The 17,508-nt window shown below is 57.2% G+C and carries 3 protein-coding genes; 1 reads left to right on the top strand and 2 read right to left on the bottom strand.

All coding sequences use genetic code 11. The annotated features are described in order from the left end of the window. Positions 1 to 96: 96 nt before the first annotated feature. Positions 97 to 4,293, bottom strand: coding sequence for an RHS repeat domain-containing protein (locus ACQZ2L_RS13045; RefSeq protein WP_430326417.1), 4,197 nt, complete (start codon positions 4,291 to 4,293; stop codon positions 97 to 99). Beyond that, positions 4,184 to 8,755 carry a hypothetical protein gene (locus ACQZ2L_RS13040; protein ID WP_430326415.1) on the bottom strand — a complete coding sequence of 1,524 codons (4,572 nt, stop codon included), beginning with the start codon at positions 8,753 to 8,755 and terminating at the stop codon, positions 4,184 to 4,186. Before ACQZ2L_RS13040 ends, ACQZ2L_RS13045 begins: the two co-directional genes overlap by 110 nt. A 396-nt stretch (positions 8,756 to 9,151) precedes the next feature. On the opposite strand from ACQZ2L_RS13040, the gene ACQZ2L_RS13035 reads away from it, so the two are divergent. Continuing rightward, positions 9,152 to 17,458 carry a neuraminidase-like domain-containing protein gene (locus ACQZ2L_RS13035; protein ID WP_430326413.1) on the top strand — a complete coding sequence of 2,769 codons (8,307 nt, stop codon included), beginning with the start codon at positions 9,152 to 9,154 and terminating at the stop codon, positions 17,456 to 17,458. Positions 17,459 to 17,508 lie beyond the last annotated feature (50 nt).

The following is a 17,508-nucleotide window of genomic DNA, read 5'->3' as shown; positions in this document are numbered from 1 at the left end:
CGCCTTTAATCTACTTCAGTGTCACGCTTGTCACTACTGGCAGTTTTACCGGGTATCGACCGCCGCCCGACAAGCGGCGGCCGATAATTACGTGGATCAGGCTGCCAGGTGCTTATTGTTGTGTTCAACCCAGCTCCGCACGTTCTGGGCAGCAACAGCGGAGCGTGACCAAAGCGAAACAGAAGACTCGGGATCATTTATTCTGTCGATGGTGGTCTGAATTGAGCCGTAGAGCACATAAAGGTCAATACTTTTCGCCGGAATACTTGCAGCTATTGTCAATGCCGCTGATGAAGCCGCCCCCGTCTGAATTCGGTGCCAGGTTTTCAATACGCCGCCGCTCCAGCCCATCCGGGCATAGCGGGCGCTGCTAAGGTCGCTGACGACGGGCCTACCCAAATAATCGGCGACTCCCCCGAGCCTTGGCGTGATCCATTTGGATGTCTGGGCGTAATTCGCTTTAATAGCGGCGAACATTCCACGCTTCATCGGAGCGACTATCCCCCCCGCCTTGGGCAGCTCACCCAGTACGTCCAGCGGGATGTTCCGCGCTGCCTTGGCGACGCCTCTGAAATTGGCCAACCGACGCCCCAGGCTGAATAAGCGCCTGCTTTTGCCTAGCAGTTTCAAGCCCCCCATGAGGGCGCCCTTTGCAGACTGACCCAGCGACAGTACTCCGTAAACAATTGACGCGACGCCTAAAATATAGGAAAGATTTTTATCAGAATCTTCGGTCAGTTTTGAGGCTACATCCAACGCAAATGACGCAACTGCAAAAGTGGTCATGAGGATGAACCATGGTGCCATCACCGGCCCCGTCAAGGCCGACAGTGCTATCCCCACTACCGTCAGCACCAACCCCACCCCGATATCTCGCCAACGACTACCAACCGGCATAGGCTCAGTATCCCGCAATGCATCTGCGTACAACTTCTCGTCCTGCTTCTGGTGCCAACGACTGAGCATGATTGCGCCGCTGGGATCATGCAGGTTGACCGGGTCCGGGCAATGCGCATAGTCATTGACGCCGCCGTCGCCAAATGGGCTCAGCCAGTCAGGCTGGGCATAACGCCGCAGCTCCGGGTCGTAACTGCGGTAGCCATTACCGGCGTGGTAGTGGCCGGTTACCGGGTCACAGCGCATGCCGTTGTAGCCGCTCACCAGCTTGTCCAGCGCCGCCCCTTCGCCAAAAGGCAGCAACGGTGCCAGCTGCAGTTGCCCTTCAAAGATCTGCCCGACAATCCCGCATTGAGGGTCATCGATAAGCCAGCGCACCTCATCATCGTCATACTGCGCCAGGCCTGGCGAGACGCTGGTGCGACGTATTGGAGTGCCTTTCTCGTCAAAACACACCTCGCCGATCAGCTCCTGGCCGTCGTAGCGTAATTCTCGCGTGGTCTGGTCGTGCGCTGAGTACTGCGCTGCCAAACGCTGCAAACCGTCATACTCATAGCGTGTCAGCAGCTTGCCTTGGGCATCCTTGACGTTGCTGAGCTGGCCGGTTTTGGTGTAGCTCAGCTTGCGCTTCCGACCATCTTCTTGCAGTTGGCCATTACTGTTCCAGTCCAGTGGAACGGGCTGCTCGCCGCTGCCTACAGCGGTCAAACGAGTAGGATCGGTGGAGCTGCCGAAAGTGAAGGTCTCATTTATCACTGGGCCTGAGAACGGCGTACTGATGCAGCCTGTAAGATTGTCCAGCGCATCCCACTCGAAGTGCTGCGCCTTGATCGCTGTGCCATCGGCATTTTTTGGACACATTGCCGCTTGTTTGGCATCACAGGTATAGCTCTGCAGACGATCAAGTTTGTCGTAAGTGAAGCGTTCGGTACGCAGCAACTTGCCATCCTGGTAACTGGCTTTGCTCTGCAGGCGGCCGTCGCCCTGCCAGGTCATTGCCTGGCTGAAGCAAGGCTCGCCGTTGCGCAGGAACGTGCGCGAGGTTTCGCGGTTGAAGCGATCATGCTCACTGAGCACTTGCCATTGCCCCGCGCCCGTCAGTGCGTGCACCTGACGCACTTGCAGATGGCCACGCTCATCATAGCGATAGAGCACATCCTCATGCGCCTGGCAGGTGCGCAACAGCTGCCCTTTGCTGTCGGCGAATATCCGCTGGGTATGACCATCAGCGCGTAGCGAGGCGATACTCTGGCCGCGCAGGGTCTGCCAGTCGAAACCGGGGGTCGCGCCACGCGGGCCTTTTTCACTGCGCTGCAGCCGGCCAGGCACACGCCCGCTGCCCAGGGTGTGCTGCCAGCCAACGGCGGCCATGTCGGCTGGGGTGGCGCTCAGCTGAATTGCGTTTTCTGCGCGGGTCTGGCTGACCTGCGAGATGCCATCAGACTGAAACGCCTCGCCCTGGGCGCTGTGCTGAGTTCTTAGCTGGGTTTTGTCCGGCAGGGTTAGACCGCCGTCCACGAAGCTGTATTCGCGGCTGCCGACCGTGCGGGTTTTAAGCTTGCCGGGCTCTGTGACAGTCTGAGAGGCCACCACCTTGCCGCCCACTTTCAACTGAGTGACATGGTTGCTGAAGCCGTGGTAGCTGCGTTCGACGGTGGTTGCATCGGGGCGGGTCACCTTGGTGACGCGCCCCAACTGATCGCGTTCGAAGCTGTAGACACTGGTCTGCTCGCCCACACCGCGGGTGTGACTGATGACATCCCCGTTGCGGTCGTAGTGTTGTTCGATTCGCAGGTGTTCTTGGTCGGTGTCGTCGGCCCAGCGTACGCTGCGCTGGGTAGTGCCGTCGGTTTTGCTAGTCTGAGTAGTGGTGCGGTTTGCGAGACACTGAGCACCCAGACCGGTTTGCTCTTTGAGCTGTGCATGCACATCGTGGCCGATGATTGACTGGGCTTTGCTGGCAGGAACTATATAGTCAACATGTAGCTGATAATGGGTGAGCGCCTTCTCCACGTGGGATCGATAAACCGTGGCGGCATTGCCTTTGGCCGACTCTCTCGACCAAAGAGCAATAGCGCGATCACGAGAATCCGCGAATTCACGAGCAGTAGCAGCAGCAACAGCGGCCTCGTTAATAACATGAACAGCTAAAGCATCAATAATTCCAACAGGAGTGCATTCAGCAGAAGCTTTAGCAGCTTCAGCAGCTTTAGCAGCAGCTTCAGCAGCAGCCTCAGCAGCTTTAGCAGTCGCAATAAAAACATCAACAATCGGATCTTGCGCACTGATGGCTATCAAATAAAAAACACTCCAGACGCTTACATTAGCCACATCCGGCAAAGGGGCGAGGTCTGTCGAGTGATCCGCAGTGATCTCCGGCACAGGCTCAATAGGCCAAAAGTCATTATCCCAGAGAATCGCATCTTTTATACCCTCTGAATCTTTCAGCCCCGCAAATGCCTGAAACACTTTAAGCAAAGGATACGTATTGCGCCACCCCTTTCCCGCTATACACATCTCAGACATTTCGAGACCGTTGACCAAACATAGATAGGCTTGGCCGATAGCGTTTGCCTGACCAGACCATACCGCCCCATCCCAAAGCACATAACTGAAAGGTGTGTAATTTGCAGCATTATCACCCTTCAGGTGTTCCAAGACATTGAACATTAGCGTAACCAAATGAGGTATGCGAACATCGCCCTCCACTTTGATTTTACGTTTGGCCACGATGGCCTTTACTTCACCAGGTTTATGCTCAGAATTGATTACATTAGACTCCTGCAGCAACCACTGGTGTCTCCCCGCCAGACCAAAACTCGGTGAATCCTTGCGCACCGCCTGCCCGCCTGGCAGGTAATCCCACGCCCAACTCCCGGCTACAGCGTCCTGATCGAGGGCGGCCATACAACGCTGCTCGATCGGCACATACTTGTCCCCAGCCGACCGGCGCCATGATTCGTGCCAGGCGCGTTGCAGCCCATCAAGCTGCGACAAGCTTTGGCTACCATCCTGATAGGTGCGCTCGACCAGCGTACCATCGGCGCTATAAACCGAAACGATGCACTCGTCTGGCGTTTGTTTGGCGGATCTGCCGGTAGCCCCAGCAGCCAGCGCATAGCGTGTCTCTTTTGTCACCCGGCCAAAGGCATCGCGTTCCCAGTGGGTTTCGCTGCCATTCTCGACATGCTGCAAGGTGCGGCGGTTGTAGCGCGAGTGCACGGTCTTGCTGACCTGGGCGTTGCCCGCTGTCGTAGTGGCCGTAAGCGTAACCTTGATGCCTGGTTCATTGGGGTTGGCAACGAATTCCTGCTTGGTGCTCGTGCTGAGAACGCTGCCGGCGTGGTGGGTGGTCTGTTTTCGAGTAATCGACCACTCTTGCACCTTTGCTTTCATTGGTGGCCGTTTTTTTGCTGGAGGGGACGGTAGTGGCAGTGCTGATCTGCTGCCACAGCACTTCCTCCCCCGTCTGTGCCCAGCCCGTGTGCTGGTTGAGTGTGTTCTTGACCAATGTGCCCTTCACCCCCTGCACCACCACAACATCGGCGAGTTCAAGATAGGCGCGTTTGCCGCGGGTGACCTTGCGATAGCCGTAAAGCTTCAGATCCTGGGGGTTGCCAAACTGATCACATCGGTACTCCGCCATCAACGGCGGCTGCGCATAGTCAGGAATGAACGGACATCCAAGGTTGGGCAGTTTGATGAGCTCGTCCGGGCTCGTGAAGGCGGTCTGGTTGGGTGTTGCCTCGGTGTAGTAAAGGTAGTGAATCGACTGCGAGCCCTCGGTAACAATGCGCAAAGGCTTGTCATCGCTATCACTGGTGAGGGTCGTGGCCTCCACTGCCATGCCCAGCTGGTCGCGCTGCGCCTCGGGCACCAGGCTGACAATGCGGTCAATGGCTTGCGCCAGGTGCTTCCTTAGATTGGGGGAATAAGCCCACAACGCCCGCACAAGAGCGTCTTGATGAGGTATGTCCATCGCCTCGGACTTTATCACCATCTCCCCGTCCTCGCCTTCGCCCTCGTCCTTGGGCTTTGGCGTGACCGTGATACGCTCAAATACCTTCGCCAGCTTATCGCCCCAGCCCGTGTAGCGCACACTTGTGCTGTCTACTGCCTTGTCGAGGTCGGCCTGCTCCTTTTTGAGTTCGGCCTGCGTCTTGTCGCGGCCTATAAGCTCCATGTCGGAGCCTACCAGTTCCATCGAGAAGGCGACCTGGTCCTTGACGAGGTCGACCTGAAACCAATGGCCCTGCGCAGAGCCAGAGCCGTGCAGCAGCCGGGCTCGGTTGCCGTCTTTGTCTAGCCCAAAGGCGTGCAGATCATGCCTGATCGAGGCATGTACGCCGGTATAGACTTCAGCAAAGAACAACTGAGAGTTAGTGTTCTGGAAACTGCCGGTATAGTTGTAACGCGCGATGTGGTTCTGTTGCCCAGCGCTCGGCAACAGCGCGTGCAGTACTACCCGCGGCAGGCGCGGCGAGCCCGCCACTGATGCATGTTCCTTGATGTATTGCACACACTCCACCGAGCCATCCAGTTCGGTGAGCCGGCACAGCACACGGTCTAGGGTGGGGTCGTCATCGTAAGCACACTCTACCTGCTGCAGCACTTTGGCCTTTTGCTCACGTTGCAAGGTACGCAGCAGGAAGTGCTCAAGCTTCAATTCGACCTGAAACGCCTCGCTGGTGCCTGGCCACAGCTGCATGCTGACCTGCCCAGCTGTTTTTTCTCTCAGATTCTTGTAGGTAGCGCTGAACAGCTCGGTCTTGCCGCTGTGGATGCTCATGAGCAGAAATTGCCCTTGCTCGCGCTTCCATTGCAAGTCCAGCACTTCGCCGTACTGCGAAATGATACGGGAGGGCAGCAGTTGCACGAATGGGCGCTCGAATGCTTCGATGCGCTTATCCAGGTCCTTGGTGTTGCCGTGCTCTTCCCAAGCGCTCACGGCCTCACCGTAGTCAAGGCGCGTAGTCGCGGCATACAGGGGGGGGAAGACCATCATGATGTAGTGCGTCCAGTTGTCGGACCAGGTCGGATACTGCGGTTTGCTCTTGTCCCTGATGGCCCGCAACGCTTTGAGCACGGTCTGCCGGTAGGTATCGTTGGGTTCGAAATCATCACTGCCAGGCGCAGCGGGTTCACTGAGTATTTCCTGACGACCATCGGCGAATTCGACGGTGAAAACGCTGTATTTCTTATCGCTGCTGACTCTGCAACCATGGCTCTTGACGGCTTCGCCTTTGCCCAGTGCTTCCCACTGCACGTCGTCGAACACTACGGTAATGCCGTTGGCCAGCGTCAGTGTATGGTGCTCGATGGCCTGCGCAGAGCTGCTGACCAATCTGGAAAAGCGCCAGGCCCAGCCATCGCCCAGGCCCGCTTCGTTGCCGCGTAGTGCCGAGTAATGCAGGGTCAGGTCGCAAATAGGGCCCAGGCCAAGCATGCCTTGCAGAGTAGCGATCGGGTAATGCACATGGAACAGCCCAGTGCGCTCGTCCACACCGGTGCGCTCCTTGTTGCCGGCGTCGAATACTTCAGATCGGACAGTGTTGCCGTAATCCTCGCATAGGTAGTTGATTTCCTCGTAGGCTCTCATCGCGGCGGGCGGCGTGAAGCTGACGGCTTGCACCCCGTGCCAGAACTGGGTTGGGTGCAGGGCGCCGATATGGCCTACGGTCAGTTTGTTGCCATCACGGGCGTGTTCCGGGTAGGTCAGGTACAGGTCATAGACCTCCTGCTTGATCGGGCCGCTCCAGACGATAGTGCGATCGCTGACCTCCACGGGCCATTGCGGTTGCTCGCTGGGGCGCGGCACACAGGCGACTACGCGGTACCCTTTGTCAAAGGCGGCCTTGGCCAGTTTGAATTCCAGCTCACCGTTGAGCGACTCCACCGTGATTTGAGTGCTGGCCTCACCCGCTTGCACGGAGAATCGGGCCTCATCTGCGGGCGCCTTGCCGGGCAACTCATCAGTGTCAAGCAGATACGTGGCGTAGTCGTCCTCGCTCCAGAGCTCACCGTCACCAACGTTCTCCAGGCTCAGTTGCAATTCGCTGAAGCGCGCTATGCCGATCGGATCGCCCGCTTTTGCGACCTGTAGCTCTGGCCAGCCCTGCTGCTTGAGCAGATCGGCAAGCGCCTGCAACCAGGTGCTCAGGTCTTTGACATTGGAGTAATCCTGCGGCCTGAACAAGGCCCGATGCACCAGCTTGCGGCTGAACGGGTGGCGCAGGGTCACCAGCACCGCATGTTCCGGATCGTCCTGCCAGGCTGAGCCCAGGCTTGGGCCAGGTACATAATTGCCGGTATCCGTCAGCGAGGTGTAAATACGCAGCGCATCGCCACGCTGCCAGAGCGACAGGTTATCGCTTTCATCGGCCTGCCCAGCATCTGGATTGTGGCTGGCCACCCGCAGATAAGGGGACATTTGCGAGGCATTGAGCTCGGCCGCCCATGCCCGCAGGCATTTACCGGCAGCGCGTTGTGCCTCGCTTGGGGTCCATTGGTGGCTCGCGACCAACCGGTGGGAAAACGCATCATAAGCCCAGGCTTGCAAGGTTTGCCCGTCGCCATGTGCATACTTGGCGTCGAGCGTCTGGCTCTGCCACCAACGTGTCTCTGTCAGGGTAACGGCAAGCTCGGCAGACTGCGGCGCCCAGAATGCATTGCCACGGGTGGCAGGCGTGACCGTGCAACCGTCCAGTGCGCCGGCCCGCAACAAGCGGCTGTCGCGGTTGATCTGTTCGGCCAGGGCCTTGGACCAGCTTTCACCGAGCTGCGCGTCGGTCGGCGTGAAGAAGTGCTGTTCGTAAAGTGCCTGAGAGGTCAGGTCGCGCACTTGCAGGCACAAGGCAGCGCCCGCCAATGGCGCAAATGATTCATCGCACGCCAATGCCTGCACGAGGTTGCCGGCAAATGGCGCAGTCGTGAAGACGCGATAGCGTGCTGGGGTCCATAACCGCAGTGTTTGGCCCTTGCGCGAGAAGCTGTGAACGTCATCCCAATCACCGACCGCCAATGATTTGTCTTGAGCCGCGAGGTGATCGGCAAACGCCTGTGGCCATTTTTCGCTGGTGAGCTTGTCCTTCTGCGCGGTGTAATCGATCTTGCGGATATCGCCATCCACTCGATCGATCATGAAGGCAGTCAGCTTCTCGCCCTGGTTCAGGGAGCGACCAGCCTTGATCATGCAGCTGCTGTTCCAGCCACCCTGGAGGCTGCCGACGCGTTGGAGCGAGAAGTCGGTCATGTCGGGGAGATGACCGTTGGCCTCTGTGGTGATCAGATAGGGCGCGGAAAGTGACTGTACCGGCGCGCTTCGCGCTTTTTTTTCGGTGACCTCCCAGATGGGATTGAGTCGGTAGATCTTGGCTACCGTATTGATGGGTAACTGACCGGTGTCGCGCATGTTCCACAAGCCATAAATGTCGTGATTGCGCCTTAATTTGTAGTGTTCATTCGGCGAGAGTTTATCGGCCATCTTCAAGAAGCCGTCGCTTGCTGTCACATAGGCGTTGACATAAAAGTCTTTTGAATAGCCGTAGCTGTGGGCTTTGCGAAGACAAATCAGCAGGAACCCCGACTCAGGGGTTAGTGTGGGCCATTGCGCCTCTGGTATGAGCGCAGCACCCAAACCTTCTAGTTCGAGCAGAATATCACCGATCCTGGCCTTTTCGGCATCCACTTCAGGGGCCGTTTTTATCTCTGATACCTTGAATGAGCAATCGGATTTGTTGAGAGTAACAATTTCTTTATTGAGGCCGGTATTACCCCCATACAAACCGCTCTTGCCATTCACGGTGAGGGGCTTACCTTGCTGAATGTACGCAATAAATTCATCTTTATCATAGGCCATGGTTGCTGCACCGTAACTTTCGGGTTGAGACTACCCATGCAACACCGCTGAACGGTGCACCACAACTGGCAGAACTGCTAGGCAGGCAAGTCCTGGGTGTTCGTTATGGGTTGACCCACATTCACGTCAGGCCCCTCTGTAGAGCACTACGGCAGGCTGTCTGCAGTGATCAGGACCCGGGATGACTACCCGATCAAACACTTTAGGGGGCAGTTCAGCGCGCCGACTCCCGCTACCCGTATTGCCATTCCTCTCGCCCCATTCAGGCAACCTTACCTAGCAATTCTGTCAGGTGCGGCCCTGCGCAGCCTCAAGTAGTGTCAGGCAAACCGGTGGTCACGGCTCTCGGCTCTGTTGAGGCCTGTCACCCATCAATAATTTGCCAGGGGCCTGACCATGACCAAGAAAACCACGACCACCGCCAACGCCTTGCCCGCCCAGCGCAAGGACGGCGCTACCTATATGAACCTGTTTCCCGATACCCAAGTGCGCTGCGCCAGTGGCGCGCTCGAAGCCAACACCAGCCGTGCCGCGTATCTGGTGTACCTCAAAAAAATGATTGAAGCGTTGGAAACCCGCGCCGATGTCACTGCCCCGATTACCCTGAAGCAACGTCGCCCTGATCTGTTGAAGCTCACGCTCGACACACAGAGCGCAAATAAGGCTCTGCCCAATTTGCACCTGGTGACGGGTCTGCTTGAAAAGCGGGCAAACGAAGCAGTACCGAAAGACCAAACGCTGAAAAACGCCGTTGCCAATACTATGCATAAGGGCAACGTGCCCTTCCAGTATGCCTGGGCATCGATCAAGACCGCGCTGGCACTCAAACAACTGCCGCTGTGGGACGTGCTACGTGCCGCTGACGTCGACCATCCCTCCTTCCTCTTCGACAACCTCACCTGCCCGGCCCAGCGCGCTGCGACGACCTTGAGCAGCGGCTTCACGCTACAACTGCAAGCACTGCTGGGTGGCAAAAAACCTGTCAATTCCGCGTTGCAAGGGCTCACCACCACGCAAGCGGTGAGCAAGGCGCTGGGCTTGACCCGCAAGGAATTGCGCCGGCTGCTGGCAGTGGACGCCGTCGGCGAGAAAGCAAGTACAGTGGTACTGAGCGATCATGTTTCGAAACTGGATTACTACGATGGCGCGAGCCATCTGTACGGCGCGGAGTACATCAACAACTGCGAGAAGCCGTTGTACCTCACTCATTCCGACCCGAGCAACAAAACCGTACAGATTACCGGTGTCACCGACGCCCACCTCGATCGGCTCCAGCGCATCCTGCTTATTCAGCGGGCATTGGAGGTGGGGCCAAGCGAGGCCGACGTGTTGCTCATGGCAGCGCTGTGGAGCGAAGACCTGGAGGGAGGCAAAATCATTACCCCCGCCACCCTGCGCGCCCTCGGCCTGTTCCGACATCTGCATGTCAAGTACGGGGTCAGCGCACACCAATACGCGGCTTTCATTTCCGAGATTTCGGTTTACGGCACTCGCCCGGACAAGTCGTTCTACGATCAGCTATTTGACCCTGCCAGCATTGGTGGGCAAATCGACCGGGATCCGGTGTTGCAGCTTGACGGCGAGGTGTTCGACCCGCAGGCCAGCAGCGGGCCCGACGCCCTAACGCTCAAGCAGCTGTGCCTGGCCTTCAAGGTCGACGAGACTGTGCTGCGTGCCGTATTGGAGTGGGTCGTCGAGGAGCAGGGCCTGACCCACCCCGAGCGATCGCTTGAAGTGGTCTCGGCCTGCTACAGGTTAACCGCTCTGCCGCGTCTGTTCGGCCTCAAGCCGAAAGACGGGATGCTGCTTCTGGCAATGCTGAACCAGTACGAGCCGGCCTACAAGGAGCAATTGGCCGGCAACCCAAGCCTTGGCGATGGTGAGGCTGAGGCGGACATTGTCGATGTGATCGTCGGCGTGATGGATGCCGCGCAGTGGCTCAAATCCCAGGAGTGCGGTGCTGATCAACTTTACTTGATCCTGCAGTCCGAAGTGACCATTACCCGACCTAGCTGGGCGAGCATCTGCCTGGGCGCACCGCTTGCACCGGACGCGGGCAAGGACCAACTGTACAGCGCGCTGCAAGTCGCGCTGCAACTCGACGACGTTGAAAAGGTGGAGCCGCTGCTGCGCTGGTCTGGGCTGGACAACCAGACGTTTGTTGGCAATGTGCGTGACGTGCAGCGTAGGTCTGCTGAAAAGAAGCTGGCGCCACTTGATAGTTTTTCGGAGCAGGACATCGAAGACTGGACACTGCTGGATCAATACACCTCGTTGATCAAACTGTTCGAGCTTAGCGCCAGTACACTGAAACATTTCATGGACACGCCTGAGTGGTTTGACTTGTTGGAAGACTCAGGTGATAAGCGCGACCTTGATCTGTCGACGGTTTACCTACTCAGTCGCTACAAAGCACTGGTTGCAAAACTGCCTACAGACCTGAACGAAAGCGACGTGATGCAGTACCTCGCTAGTGTCAACCCAGCCAAGCCCGGTGCCGAACCTGCGGCCGAGGCGGACAAGGCATGGGCCGCGCTGGAAAAACTGCTGGGCGAACCTCGAGACAGCCTGGCCCAGCTGAGTTCACTTGAGCCGCCTACCACCCTGGGTGAAATCGACCGACTGCTCAGGCTGCTGGACCTGTCACAGCAACATGCCATCTCGATGGAAGCGCTGGTCGACATCAGCAGGTTGCCGGCAGCCACTATCTCGGAGCCCTTCGAGCAGGTCTCTACCAGCCTGCGACAAAGCTGTACGGCCAAGCAACGTAAGGTAATGGACGAGCAGCTGAGGCTGGCCTGGCGCGATGCCCTGGTGGGCTTCCTGCTCGTTCATTGGGCACCTGTCGACCCCGCTCGCAGTGAGATCACCACCCCGCAGACGCTGGCCGACTACCTGTTGATCGACCTGCAGGTTTCCCATGAACCGCGCACCACCCGGGTGATGTCCGCCATTGCCAGTCTGCAGCGTTACCTGCATCAGATTTACTCACGCCAGGAGACCGGCTACCGCAATTCCCTGCTGAGCGAAGCAGAACGAAATGAATGGAGCGACTACGCCAGCCGTTACGAGCAGTGGAAGCTTCGCCAGCAGGTGCGCAACGAACCCCAGAACTTCATCGACCCCACCCGCCGTACGCGCAAGACCAGCGCATTCAAGGACCTTGAAAGCCTGCTCGCTCAGGGCAAATGCCAGCCGCAGGACATTCAAAGTGCCATGGTCGGTTACCTGAGCACGTTCGAAAAGCTCAGCAATATCCAACCAATCTCGGCCTACGCCGATGGCACCTCACCGCTGGAGGATACCTATCATTTCATCGGTAAGACCAATGTCGAACCGGTGGAATATTACTGGCGCACCCTGGATCTGCGTGAGCGTGACCAGGATGGCGCGCCGAGCATGCTGGCGTGGAGCGAGTGGGAGAAGATCACGATAGGGCTGAGCGGGACATTGGCGAAGACGCTATTACCGAAACCAGCGGCCTTGCAACAGGTCCCCAGCAATGGGGAGAGTGGTGCTGAAAAGGCCGCCGATAGCGGGCAAGAGTCGGAGGCTGAGGCAGCGAAAGCAAAAGAAGAAGCTCTGCTAAGGCAAGACGAACGTAAACATATCGAATTGATCCGGCCTGTGATCATCGCCGGCCGTCGTTACGTCGTCTGGGTGGAGTGGGAAGCGACCGCCATCGCCTTGGGCACCGACAACAAGGCCAGCGAGTATTACCCGTTGCGGGTGTGTTTCAGCTTTCAGCAGACTGATGGGGCCTGGAGCCCGGCCAATGAGTTGCTGCGGCTGGATGGGCACAACGACGAAGGTAAATTTGACAGCAAGGCGACGTTGGCCACTCCCGAAGCTGGGTCGACCAAAACCAATGCGTTTTTGAAAACCAAAGCCTATCAGCCAGGTTTGGCGGTGATGGTCAACAACATGGGCGATCGGATCAATGATCCCTGGTTGACAGTGCTGTTATTCGACAGCACTAAAAAGGGTTCGCATACAGCCGACTCAATTTCTAAGATGCAGAAAAAAAACGAGTATTTCATAGTCAGTAGAGACCTGCTGTTGCTGGAAAACAAAACGCTGGATGCCGTGTCCATAGATACAAGAGCTATCGAGAACAGGCTGGTGTTGAATTGGCTACGGTTTTTCCACGACCCGCGTGTTGTACAACACCCTTATGTAGGTGCTTTGACATCACTGGAACCCGTAGGGGAAACCAAAACTGAATGGATGGGACTCACTTCCAGCCAGGCAAACAATTATGAGGCAACCAAAACGCCTAACTTTCGTTTCGAGCAACAGCCTGGCATCACTTCAGAAGAGGCAGTGATCTCGATATCCACTGAACTCAATATACAACACACCAGCACCACTTATATCATAACTCATCCAACGTATGGCGCCCTTTTAAAATGCAGCGCGAGCACTCACACGAACAACACAACCGCAAACTTCGATACCAACAGCTACGACATCAAATTTAAGATAACCGCTCTCAACAAAAATATTCAAATTTTGAATGAAATTGGATATCCAGGAGAACCTAGAATAGCACGAGGAACCCTAGAAGTAGGCAGCATTAAGACTTATAACCTGCGCAGAGCTTTTTCCGTATATAAAGGCTTTGGTGAGCCCACCGACGAACAGGTAGCGCAGCAGCTTAGATCAACGATTGATGCAAAACCTTACTTTATCGAATACTCGAATAGCCCGCAGCAAAAACTCCACTTACCCATGCACCTACACTCCCATATGAGTGACCTACCCGTCTCACTAACCGTTGAAAGTAAAGACGTTGCCAATGCGACGTGGACGTTGTCCGCCTCCGAACAAAAATATTTGGTCGAATTTAAGCTACAATCATTACAATCCTTTGCTAAAGACGCCCCATCAGAATTCAGTGTATTCAAAAAGAATCTTCTCAAAAACCGCCATATATCCGAGTTCGAGCTCAACCCACTACTCAACCTCCCCGCACCCAAGCACTTCGGCGCCTCATGCACGCTCGAACATGCCATCAGCAAAGCCGGCACTCTGAATAATGCCGGTGCGATGAGCGCCCTCATCAAGCGAGAAGTTGAAACCTTGGAAGCAAGTGGTGTCACTCTCCCTGAAGGGCTATCGCTGGAATCGGCCGTTCGTCTACGCCACCTGCACCCCGCCGCCTGCAGAAAGATACTGTTGTATATAGACCCTGCACACACCATGCCGCTTGAAGACACTATATCTGCCAAAGGCGACGGACGTGTGGTGTTCCGTTGCCCATTACCCACAGACCTATCGCATTTCACCTTTAAAGCGAAGGTGCATGACGATCAAGACAACCTGCTCGCTACAGTCTCTCAGGACTTCAAATGGCAAGAGCACCCCGACGACGCAGTCCCCAGCGTGCAAATCAGGCGCAACCTGGACCAAGCCCTCTACCTCGACTTCAGCGAAGCCAATCAGAAGCTGGCAGACACCAGAGTACCGCCCCTGCGTCTTAATACCCTGTTCGGCAAGCAACTGGTCGCACTGGCCACCCAGTCGGTTGAGCGTGCGCTGTCGTGGGAAGCCCAGTGCCTACCCGAACCTGCGCTCGCCTCAGCGAACGAGCGCACCACGGTCGATTTTCGCAGTGCCAATGGACTGTATTTCTGGGAGCTGTTCTTCCACGTGCCCTTCCTTGTCGCGTGGCAATTGCGGCAGAACCGTGAATACCGAGCGGCCTGGCACTGGTGCACGCGCCATCTGTTCGATCCTTACCGCACCTGGGCGCCTGCGGGCAACTACCCGCCCCTGTACTGGATGAGCCAACCGATCAGTGCACCGGCTGCCTACGCCGCCAACGCCGAAGAAAACGACCCCGACCTGCTGGCCTACGCAGCACCCGAGCGCTACCGCAAGGCACTGCATCTGTTTGTAGCCGAAAGCTGGCAACGCCAGGGTGACGACCTATACCGCCAGTTGACCCGCGATACGTTGATAGAAGCCGCCATTTGCTACGACAACGCCCTGCGCCTGATCGGAACGCTGCCCGAACAATTTTCTTCCGCACCGCCCCAGGCGCTGACGCTTGCAAGTGCCCAGCCGACGAACTTTGTACCACCGCTCAACAACAAACTGGTGGAATTGCGCAACCTGTTGCGTAACCGGCTGTTCAACCTGCGCCACGGCCTCACTCTGGACGGCAAGCCCGCCGCCGTGCTGCTCGATCCGCAAAACTACAATTCAGCTGCCCTGGGTTTTGGCGGCCATGGGGCTGGGCCGGCCGATGGCATCAAAAAAGCTCGTCCGGTACCACCGTGCCATTATGCTGAGGTGCGCAAAAGCGCCGATGCAGCAGTACTGCAGCTGATTGAGCTGGGCCAGACGCAACTGCGTTTCTATGAAGCAGAGGGGGCGCAAAAGCTTGCGCTGTTGACCAAGACCAACATCATCAGCCTGCTGGACTTCCCGTGCCGTTTGCAGGAGCAGGCGCTGGAACTGGCCAAACGCGGTCGCGATACGCTGCTGGCGAGCAAGCGCATGATCGAGGGGCGGGTGGAGTACTACCAAGGCCTGCTGGATGAAGGTATTACCGACCTGGAACATACAGCGCAGGCAGCGGCTTACACGTCGCAAGTGCTTAAAGGCGCATCGATTGCGTTCATGTATAGCAGCAAGGCCGTACAGGCCGCTGTGCCAACGATTTATGGGTTGGCGTTCGGTGGCAACAGGCCAAGCGAAGGCATCGCTGCCGTCGGTATGGGGATGGAGTTCTTAGGCGAAATAGCAAACATGGCCAAGGACGAGCTGCGCTTGCAGGCCGAATACCAACTGCGCGGTCAGGAATGGCAGTTCGAGACAGACCAGGCAAACCTTGAGCTACAGATCATCGACAGGCAGTTGCTCGAGCAGGACATCCACGTGCGCGCGGCAAGAATCGCGGTGGATGAAGCCCGAGCCAAGCTGACCGCGCATCAGGCTGAATACCAGCTCATGACCACGGTATTCGCCAGCCACCCGACCTACTTGTGGTTGATCAGTCGAATGGCTGACATTTATAGCAGCACCTATGACGCCACCCTGTCGCTGTGCCTGATGGCCGAAGCCAGCCTGCAGTACGAACTGGGCGATTTCACCAGCACCTGGATCCGCACCGATGGCTGGCTTGATAACTGGCGCGGCATGCTTGCCGGGGAAGCTCTGGAGCGCGACCTGATCCAGATGGACCTGGCGGCGATCAACGACAACGAGCGTCCTTTGGATATCCGCCTGGACCTGTCACTTTGCAAATGCATGAATTGGGACACCATCAAGCTGCAGGAGCGGTTGAAGACCGGCAAGGTTATCTTCAGCCTGACTTCAAGGCACTTCGACCAACAGTACCCAGGGCATTACCTGCGCCGAATCGAGCGCATCACGCTGACGTTCAAGAATGGGGAAAAAAATATCTCAGGGCCCGTCGCGGCAATGCTTACCCAGTCCAGCAACACTCTACTGCTAAGCAACGACAGCGCCGGCGTGCAGTGCCTGTACCTCAACCGCGAAGACAAGGAAGGCGAAGTAGTCAGCCTGCTGCGCGATCTGCGCCGCGACCAGCGAATAGCGATCTGGTCAGCCAAAGAGGTGAATCGCAATTTCGACCTACAGCCGGGCCCCAAGGATGAGACCCGCTACCAACCGTTCGAAGGCACAGGCGCAATCTCCAGCTGGGTGTTGGAGTTCCCGGGCGGCATTGAGGCTCACCCAAACCTGTTCGAGAAGGACAAATGCCTGGTAACAGACATCGAGATTCACATCGCCTATAGCGCTATGGATGGTGGCCCGGAGTTTCGTGACGAGGTTAAAAAGTTGATGACCTCGAGCAGCACGCCAGCACAGACCGCTGAAGAAGGTAAATCGCAAGCCGACGCTGATGACACAACCAAGCGCAAGAAAGAAACTGAAGCCGCAGAGGCCGAGCGCAAGGCCGAGGTAGATGCTGCTGCCGCCGAGGCCAGGCGCAAAGCCGACGCAGATGCTGCTGCAGCCGAGGCCAAGCGCAAGGCCGACGCAGATGTTGCTGCAGCCGAGGCCAAGCGCAAAGCCGACGCAGATGCTGCTGCAGCCGAGGCCAAGCGCAAGGCCGATGCAGATGCTGCTGCCGCCGAGGCCAAGCGCAAGGCCGAGGCAAAGAAGAAAGCCGATGCTGCAAAGCGCAAGGCCGTGGCAACTTCCGCTGTCAACGCTGCCAAGCAAGCCGAGCAGCAAGCCCTTGATGCACTGAAAAGGGCTGAGAGCGACGCCAAAGAGCCTGCTCTGAAGGCCGAGCAGGCACCCAGTGAAGCCAAAAAAGCTGCGGAGGCGATCATTCTCGCTCGCACCGCCTGTACACAGGCGACCGCTGCGCGTAAGCGTGCTGAAAAGGCCGACGAAACCGGTAACGCCGAAGCCACGGTTGTTGCATCCAACGAAGCCAAGCAAGCCGCCGAAGAGGCCCTCGCAGCCGCAAAAACTGTTGCCGCTGCGCTCCAGACTGCCAAGACCGTTAAATCCCCTGCTGAACTCTTGGCCACGGCTAAAAAATTGAGGGGCTCGTGGGTTCGAGTCGACAAGAAAAACGGCTACTTTGAGATTGGCACGCTGAAGACCGTCGATGAAAAGTGCGTGGTGGTGGTAACGAAGGATGAACCCGGCATGTCCAGTGAGAGTTATGTTTATATGCATCAATTAGCCAATATCACCAAGGCCAAGAAGCCTTAACCGTGTTGTGCCCTCGCGATGGATAAGCCCTACAGGGGCCCATACCATGG

The sequence above is a fragment of the Pseudomonas shirazensis genome (genome assembly GCF_050496565.1).
In the GTDB taxonomy this organism is placed as follows: domain Bacteria; phylum Pseudomonadota; class Gammaproteobacteria; order Pseudomonadales; family Pseudomonadaceae; genus Aquipseudomonas; species Aquipseudomonas shirazensis_A.
Note: the sequence above shows the minus strand (reverse complement) of the source record. Positions and strands in the feature narration are given on the sequence as shown.

Coding starts and splice junctions, on each gene's coding strand:
- ACQZ2L_RS13045 (WP_430326417.1), bottom strand. CDS start 4,293: ATGAAAGCAAAGGTGCAAGAGTGGTCGATTACTCGAAAACAGACCACC.
- ACQZ2L_RS13040 (WP_430326415.1), bottom strand. CDS start 8,755: ATGGCCTATGATAAAGATGAATTTATTGCGTACATTCAGCAAGGTAAG.
- ACQZ2L_RS13035 (WP_430326413.1), top strand. CDS start 9,152: ATGACCAAGAAAACCACGACCACCGCCAACGCCTTGCCCGCCCAGCGC.